The sequence below is a fragment of the Chitinophaga sp. CF418 genome, from assembly GCF_900142925.1.
GTDB lineage: Bacteria > Bacteroidota > Bacteroidia > Chitinophagales > Chitinophagaceae > Chitinophaga.
On sequence record NZ_FRCN01000017.1, the window covers coordinates 212,269 to 221,493 of the forward strand.

The window sequence follows — 9,225 nt, forward strand, 5'->3', positions numbered from 1 at the left end:
ATGTCCTTATTCATCAGTTTCGTTTTATCACAATCCATCCCTTGTATAATTTTATTCCTCCCGGTAGTTTCAATTCCAGTTTATAATAGTACGTGCCTTCACTTAAGCCCTTGGCAGACCAGTCGTTCTGATATGCCTTCGACTGGTATACCATACTTCCCCAGCGATTGAACACGTATAAAGCAGCAGGCGGATATTTCTCCAGTCCTTTTATCACGAAATATTCATTCTTACCGTCGCCATTAGGGCTCATAGCGTTCGCAAACTGAAGATCCCCACCCGGCACTGTTCCTATAACAGTACCCGGCGTACCACTACAATTCGCTGAATGAGGGTCGCAACCCCAGGTAGGTATATCTATCTTCCCGTCAGACGCCACGGCGGTATTTGTAATAACAGCTCCGGAATCCAGATTATCATCCACCTTCACTTTAAACGTAAGGTCGGCAACAGCACCTACAGCAATATCCCTGACTTCCCAGGTAACTGTATTGCTGCCCGCATTGAAAAGACCATTCTCTTCGGCACTCTGGAAAGTGGTGAGTGCTGGCACCGGATCAGTCACGGTAATGAGCGGCAGTTTAACGTTGCCTGTATTGCGTACATGGATGGTATAGGTCAATATTTCCCCGGGACTAGCCTTGTCTGCACCACTTGCCGTAACGACTCCCTTCCAGGCTTCAAATCGCACCAGTGTATCCACCTTCACATCTGTAGCAGGACCAGGAGGAGGATTTGTCATCGGGTTATTCGGATCATTAGGATCAGCAGGATGGGTAGGATCATTTCCTTTACCATTGCCATTATCTACATCCGCAGTATTAGTAATACTCAAAGCGCCTGTAAGATCCTCGACAACCTTCACGGTGAATGAACGTGTAACGTCAGCACCGCCAACAGGTATATCTGCAATAGTCCAGGTCAGTTTACCTGCGGATGGAGTAATATTTCCCTCTGCACTTACGAATTCCGTATAGGCCGGAATCTCATCGCTGATCACAACATTCGTCAGGGTAGCATTGCCACTGTTCCTTACGTGAATGGTATAAGTGATCAGATCTCCGGTTGTAACACCTCCGTTGGCGCCTGTTCCTGTATAGCTGGCGCTTTTCCAGTTGTCGGAATGTTTCCCATTATCTACAGGCACTTCCGTAGAAGGATCATCCGGATCAGGATTTGGGTGCGGATTATTCGGATCATTCGGATCCGGTGGTGTGGTAGGATGACCGCCAGTACCATCACCGTTATCTACATCCGCAGTATTGGTGATATATCCTGCACCGGTGAGATCGGTCACTACTTTTACCTTAAAGCTGCGCACAGCATCCGCCCCTAATAAAATTTCGGGGATCGTCCAGGTTAATTTACCGGCGGCGTCAGGTGTAATGCCATCGTCTGCACTAACGAACGTTGTATAGGCAGGAATAAGGTCGCTGACAACTACATTATCCAGTTTCACGTTACCGGTATTACGGACGTGAATGGTGTAAGTGATCTCATCACCTGCCTTCACCATACCATTTACACCTGTACCGGTGTAGGCCGCACTTTTCCAGTTAACGGAACTTTTATCCTGTTCAACCGGCACTTCGGTGGAAGGATCGTTCGGATCAGGATTCGGATGTGGATTATTTGGATCATTAGGATCCGGCGGAGTACTTGGATGTTCGCCAGAGCCGTCTCCGTTATCTATACCGGCAGTATTAATAATGCTGGTAGCACCCGTGAGATCACTTGCCACTCTCACTACAAAACTGCGGATTACATCAGCGCCACCTACCGGGATGTTTGTAAGGGTCCAGATGAGTTTACCTGTGGCATCAGGTACAATGCCACCATCGGCACTAACAAATTCCGTATAAGCAGGAATCATATCTGTAACAATGACACTTGCCAGCGTGATATGGCCTGTATTACGGACATGCACAGTATAAGTGATAATATCTCCCGTTTTCACTTTTCCATTTGCGCCTGAGCCTGTGTAGCTGGCACTTTTCCAGTTAACAGACTTATTGCCGCCATCATCTGCAGGTATATCTGTAGATGGATCATTCGGGTCAGGATTAGGATGCGGATTATTAGGATCATTCGGATCTGGTGGTGTAGTAGGATGATCGCCCGTGCCATCACCATTGTCTACATAGCCAGTATTAACGATACTCACAATCCCGGTCAGGTCATTCACCACTTTCACTTTGAAGCTACGCACTACATCCGGTGCACCCACGGCTATATTCGGGATCGTCCAGGTTAATTTACCTGCTCCATCCGGCACAATGCCACCATCGGCGCTGATAAAGGAGGTATACTCAGGTATTACATCGCTGATCGTCACATTGGTGAGCGCTTCGTTGCCCGTATTGCGAACATGTATAAAGTAGGTGATCTCATCACCTGACTTTACCTTTCCACTAGCGCCGGTGCCTGTATAGGTCGCACTCTTCCAGTTGGCAGAGTTCTTATTATTATCAACCGGCACCTCGGTAGAAGGATCGTTCGGATCAGGGTTCGGATGCGGGTTGTTAGGATCGTTTGGATCAGGTGGAGTAGTGGGATGACCGCCTGTACCATCGCCATTATCTACATCTGCAGTGTTCACAATAGTGGTAGCTCCTGTAAGATCGCTTGCCACCTTTACTTTGAAGCTGCGGACTGCATCTGCTGCTCCCACCGCAATGCTCGGGATGGTCCAGCTCAGTTTTCCTGTAGCATCCGGCACGATACCACCATCGGCGCTTACAAAGGTGGTATAAGCAGGCATCATATCGCTGATCAACACATTTGTCAACGTTACATTGCCTGTATTGCGGACGTGAATGGTGTATGTAATCTCATCACCTGTCTTCACCTTTCCATTCGTACCTGAACCTGTATAGCTCGCGCTTTTCCAGTTAGCAGATTTCCTGATCTGATCAACCGGTACCTCTGTGGAAGGGTCGTTCGGATCAGGGCTCGGATGCGGATTATTTGGATTATTCGGATCAGGCGGTGTTGTAGGATGTTCGCCGGTGCCATCACCATTATCTACACCTGCAGTATTGATAATGCTGGTAGCCCCTGTAAGATCAGTAGCCACTCTTACCACAAAACTGCGGGTCACATCAGCGCCACCTACCGGGATGTTTGTAAGGGTCCAGGTGAGTTTACCTGTAGCATCAGGTACGATACCACCATCAGCGCTTACAAATACGGTATAGGCAGGTATATTATCATTGACAACAACACTCGGTATCGTTATATGACCGGTGTTGCGGACATGTATAGTATAAGTAATAAGATCACCTGACTTTACTTTGCCACTTGCCCCGGAACCGGTGTAGCTGGCGCTCTTCCAGTTAGCAGACTTATTGCCGCCTCCATCTGCTGGTATATCTGTAGATGGATCATTCGGATCAGGAGTAGGATCTGGATTGTTAGGATCATTAGGATCTGGCGGCGTAGTAGGATGATCTCCCGTACCATCACCATTGTCTACATCAGCTGTATTAAGGATACTGGTAGCGCCGGTCAGGTCGTTCACCACTTTTACTTTGAAACTACGTACTACATCTGCTGCCCCCACGGCTATATTCGGGATCGTCCAGGTTAATTTACCTGTACCATCCGGCACAATGCCACCGTCTGCACTGATAAAGGAAGTATAAGTGGGGATCACATCGCTGACCTTCACATTGGTGAGTGTTACATTACCCGTATTCCGGATATGTATAAAGTACGTGATCTCATCACCTGCCTTCACTTTTCCACCAGCGCCGGTGCCTGTATAGGTCGCGCTCTTCCAGTTGGCTGAGCTTTTATTATTATCAACCGGCACCTCGGTAGAAGGATCATTCGGATCTGGGTTCGGATGCGGATTGTTTGGATCATTAGGATCAGGCGGTGTTGTAGGATGACCACCTGTACCATCACCATTATCTACATCTGCAGTATTGACAATAGTGGTAGCACCTGTAAGATCAGCCGCCACTTTTACCTTGAAGCTGCGTACTACATCTGCAGCTCCCACCGCAATGCCCGGGATGGTCCAGCTCAGTTTCCCGGTAGCATCCGGCACAATACCACCATCGGCACTTACAAAGGTGGTATAAGCAGGCATCATATCGCTGATCAAAACATTTGTCAGCGTGACATTACCCGTATTACGGATATGGATGGTGTATGTGATCTCATCGCCTGTCTTCACCTTTCCACTCGTACCGGAACCCGTGTAGCTGGCGCTTTTCCAGTTAGCAGATTTTTTGATCTGATCAACCGGCACTTCCGTGGAAGGATCGTTCGGATCAGGGCTCGGGTCCGGATTGTTAGGATTATTAGGATCAGGCGGCGTAGTGGGATGTTCACCTGTGCCATCACCATTGTCTACACCAGCTGTATTGATAATGCTGGTCGCTCCCGTAAGATCAGTTGCCACTCTCACCACAAAACTGCGGGTCACATCAGCGCCACCTACCGGGATGTTTGTAAGGGTCCAGGTGAGTTTACCGGTACCATCAGGAACAATACCACCATCTGCGCTTACAAATACGGTATAGGCAGGTATATTGTCATTGATAACAACACTGGGTATCGTTATATGACCGGTGTTGCGGACATGTATCGTATAAATAATAAGATCGCCTGATTTTACTTTCCCGCTTGCCCCTGAACCGGTGTAGCTGGCACTCTTCCAGTTAGCGGATTGATTGCCACCTCCATCAACAGGTATATCAGTAGATGGATCATTGGGATCAGGAGTAGGATGCGGATTATCCGGGTTGTTCGGATCAGGCTGCGTTGTAGGATGATCGCCGGTACCATCACCATTGTCCACTGATGCGGTATTGGTAATATTGGTAACACCGGTCAGATCATTCGCCACTCTTACCGTAAAACGGCGTATCTCATTTGTTACGCCTACTGCTATAGTAGGGATTGTCCAGGTTAGTTTACCTGTAGCATCTGGTACGATGCCGCCATCTGCGCTTACAAACTGTGTATTAGCTGGAATATTATCAGTGATGATTACGCCGGTAAGATTTACGTTGCCGGTATTGCGAACATGTACAGTATAGGTGATCAGCTCTCCTGCCTTCACCGGACCTCCGGTAGCTGCACCAGGATAGCTGGCGCTTTTCCATTGCTGCGAAGATTTCACGTCATTATCCGCAATAGTAACGGTACCTGGATTATTACTGCTGCCTATTGTCAGCCCTGACAAACCAGTTAAGGTGGTAATGGTCAGAATCACGGTTTCCGGTCCCTCTATGGTCGCATCATCCTTTACTGTTACTGGTATTGTTACATTGCTGGTACCTGCAGGAATTGTTTTCGTCAGCGTGATCGTATTATAGTCCGCACCATTTGTTGCCGTACCTGTTATTGTATATCTTACAAGAACACTTACGGCAGCAGAATATCCATTGGGCCAGCCAACTGTAAAACTACCGTCATTACCCGTACCTCCGGGTTCCTTCCCGTTAACAGTACTCTGCACACCAATAGGAATATTTATATCATCATCTTCAATGATAACTGTAGCTGTCTTCTTAGCCGGGTTATAAGAGAATTTTATACTGGATACCGCCGATAAGCTATTGTCCTTTATCGTCATCTCCACAATTTCATTTCCTTCCACCAGCTGGTCATCGTTCACTTTGATCGGTAGCGTCAGGCTGTTGGTATTGGCAGGCAATACTATATCTCCGGTCAGTGTGGTATTATTATAGTCATATGTTGCGCCCGGACCACCAGTAGCGGTAGTGGTACCACCTATGGCATATTTTACATGGATATCTTCATTGAATGTAAGAGATGGCGGTAAACTGATGAGGAAGTTTCCATCACTTGCAGTACCACCGCCCAATTCCTTTCCGTTGTTCACTCTCTCAATGCTGATACGGTTATCATTATCTATTACGGTGGTAGTAAGTCCCCTGTGAGGCGTCAGGTAATCAACGCCATCTGTGCCTAAAGCAGATGTCATTGTAATCTCAAGATTCTCATCACCTTCAATAAATGAATCATCTATTGCAGCAATATCCAGCAGGACTTCTGTTTGTCCTGCAGGCAGTGTAATGCTGGTCGGCAAGGTCAAAATATCCACACCATTGCCGGCAGCATTTGTTACCGTGGCATTTATTGTATAGTTGATCACTATATCTACCGGAGCAACTGCTCCGCTCACCATTCTAAAGGCGATAGTACCATGACCGCCGGCTTCCTCTGCCTGTGCCACATCAAATATATCCACGCCATCAGCCATTTTATGAGGATTGTTGGCGACAGGTTGTTTCATCTTCCGGGTATCGGGCAAACGATTCATGGCTAATAGCCATCCGCCGAAAAGCATACTTAGCGCAAGGAACAATGCAGCGCTATGCCATTTCTTTATAAAAAGGGGAAGCCTCTGCCGTGATTTTACAGGCAGGTAAGTGTTGTTAGAACCAGATATCTGATACATAAGGCAACAGCAGTTTAACGTATAGCATGCAGCATACATTCCTGATCAGGCAGGATGATGATCAACATCTATCACGTAACAGAATATACGTAGTATTAATATTTTCTTCAGACAAACATTGGGTATTATATGGTTTGTCTATAAAACGCTAAACTTACCTGGTAGCAGGCAAGTCAACAGGATACAGGTACTAGTAAAGTTGTGCATAGATTAAGGGTATTATAGGTGTAAAATTGATAATTAATCACTGTTGTTATTATATAAAAATAATATAATTACTTAACAATAAGAAATAAAACTCATCTGTAAATGCTATTATGGACAAATTTCCTACATGCCCCAAACGCTCTCCTGAAAAGGAAAGCGTCCGAAGCATGTAAGAAAATAAATATCCAACTGTTATAATCTTATCTTACGAGTAACAGCTTGCTCGTATATGTTCTTCCGTTAGCTTTTATGACACAGAAGTGTGCACCTGCTGGCAGCGTTCCGGCGTCAAGTGTTAACTTGTACGTTTCTCCTGAATGTACCTGCTGATTGAATAACAGCTTCTCCATATGTCCCTGCAGGGCGTTATAGATCTCCACTGTCACTTTTCCACTTACCGGTGATTTGAACGTGATGAACGTCTTATCGACAAACGGGTTAGGATAAGTCTTGTATTCCACTGGTGCTGTCGCCGCTAACGCCATAGTAGTGGTAGCAGGTGTTGCCGTCAATATCAATCGTGCGGTGTTCTGACATCCATTGCCTCTATCTGTTACAATGAGATCAAATGTGCCCTTCACACCTGCATTACCCGACTGGTATATCAGTGTTGCGGTTTTATCACCATCTATCATCTGCCAGCTGCCATCAGGCGAAGTCAATGTCCATGCATAAGTTGCGTTAACAACTGTTTGTGCGGTGATCACGTCTTCACTCAGCGGTTCAGGCATTGCTGCTGGTGCGTTGATAATTGCATCCGGTAGTTTCTTATCCTCTTTTACTTCTGTTTTCGTAGAGACGAAGCAACCATTGCCCGGGTTTGTTACTGATAGGGTATATGTACCGGGTTTTGTAACAAAAATGGTTGCTGTCGCTTCGTTATTGATTCCAGGTCCGCTCCATTGGTATGTAGCGCCTCCGAGATCGGATCTACCTTGCAGCGTAACGATATCATTATCACAGGTCAGCGGACCATCGTTAGTTACCTGTACGTTTGCAGGAGGTGTAATGTTCTGATCTACTGTTGTAGACGTAGTAACATAACATCCATTCGCGTTGTTGGTAACTCTTAATGAATAGGTGCCTTTCGTATTTACATTCGCATCTTTGGTAATTGCACTGAAGTTACTCGGTCCCGTCCACTGGTAAGAAACATTTCCTGTAGTAGTGTTACCTGTAATTTTCACCATCGTCTTCGTACAAACCAGCGGTCCGTCGTTGCTTGCCTGTACATCGGCAGGAAGCGTAATGTTCTGTATTACTGTTACGCTATCCTTTTTAAAGCAACCGTTCGCGGATGTGGCAGTTACATAATATTTACCATAAGTATTTACGCTTACCGGATTCTGACCAGTTGCAAATCCTGTCCACGTGATGGTTGTGTTTGGAGTACCGGATGACGCTGTTAAGTCTACACTTTTCAGGTCACATGTCAGTATCTGAGGCACGGTGATTGTCAGGCTTGGTTTATTGATATCCTGAACCACCGTTACGCTGTCTATACTAGAACAACCATTCGCTGTTGTCGCTGTCACGTAGTACTTACCAGGTGCTGTTACGCTGATCGGGTTCTGACCCGCAGTTCTACCAGTCCATGTGAACGCGGTATTTGCTGTACCAGAGGATGCCGTTAAGTTGATGCTTGTCCTGTCACAGGTCAGTACCTGTGGTGTAGCGATTGTCAGGCTTGGTTTGTTGATATCCTGAGTGACAGTTACACTATCTATAGTAGAACAACCATTCGCAGTTGTCGCCGTTACATAATATTTACCAGGTGCTGTTACACTGATCGGGTTCTGGCCTGCAGTTCTACCGGTCCAGGTGAACGTAGTATTTGCTGTACCAGAGGATGCCGTTAAGTTGATGCTCGTTCTGTCACAAGTCAGTACCTGCGGTGTAGCGATTGTCAGGCTCGGTTTATTGATATCCTGAGTCACGGTCACACTATCTGTATTGATACAACCATTAGCAGAAGTAGCAGTTACATAATATTTACCAGGAGCAGTCACACTGATCGGATTCTGGCCTGCAGTTCTACCAGTCCAGGTGAACGTGGTATTTGCTGTACCAGAGGACGCCGTTAAGTTGATGCTGGTTCTGTCACAAGTCAGTACCTGTGGTGTAGCGATTGTCAGGCTCGGTTTGTTGATATCCTGAGCTACGGTCACACTGTCTATAGTAGAACAACCATTAGCTGTTGTTGCTGTTACATAGTACTTACCAGGAGCTGTCACACTGATCGGGTTCTGGCCTGCAGTTCTACCAGTCCAGTTGAACGTGGTATTGGCTGTACCAGATGATGCTGTTAAGTTGATGCTGGTTCTGTCACAAGTCAGTACCTGTGGTGTAGCGATCGTCAGGCTTGGTTTATTGATATCCTGAGTTACAGTTACGCTGTCTATGGTAGAACAACCATTCGCTGTTGTTGCTGTTACATAGTACTTACCAGGTGCAGTTACACTGATCGGGTTCTGGCCTGCAGTTCTACCAGTCCAGGTGAACGTAGTATTAGCCGTACCAGAGGATGCCGTTAAGTTGATGCTTGTTCTGTCACAAGTCAGTACCTGTGGTGTAGCGAT

2 protein-coding genes are annotated in these 9,225 nt (G+C 46.5%); both read right to left on the reverse strand.

Going from position 1 to position 9,225, the window contains the following annotated elements; all coding sequences use genetic code 11:
- Positions 1-13: 13 nt before the first annotated feature.
- Positions 14-6,439 (reverse strand): gliding motility-associated C-terminal domain-containing protein, encoded by a 6,426-nt coding sequence (locus F3I09_RS30635; RefSeq protein WP_188134023.1) that lies wholly within the window; start codon positions 6,437-6,439, stop codon positions 14-16.
- 407 nt (positions 6,440-6,846) lie between these two features.
- Positions 6,847-9,225 (reverse strand): T9SS type A sorting domain-containing protein (locus tag F3I09_RS30640; protein WP_149698866.1); only part of this gene is annotated, 2,379 nt, incomplete at its 5' end.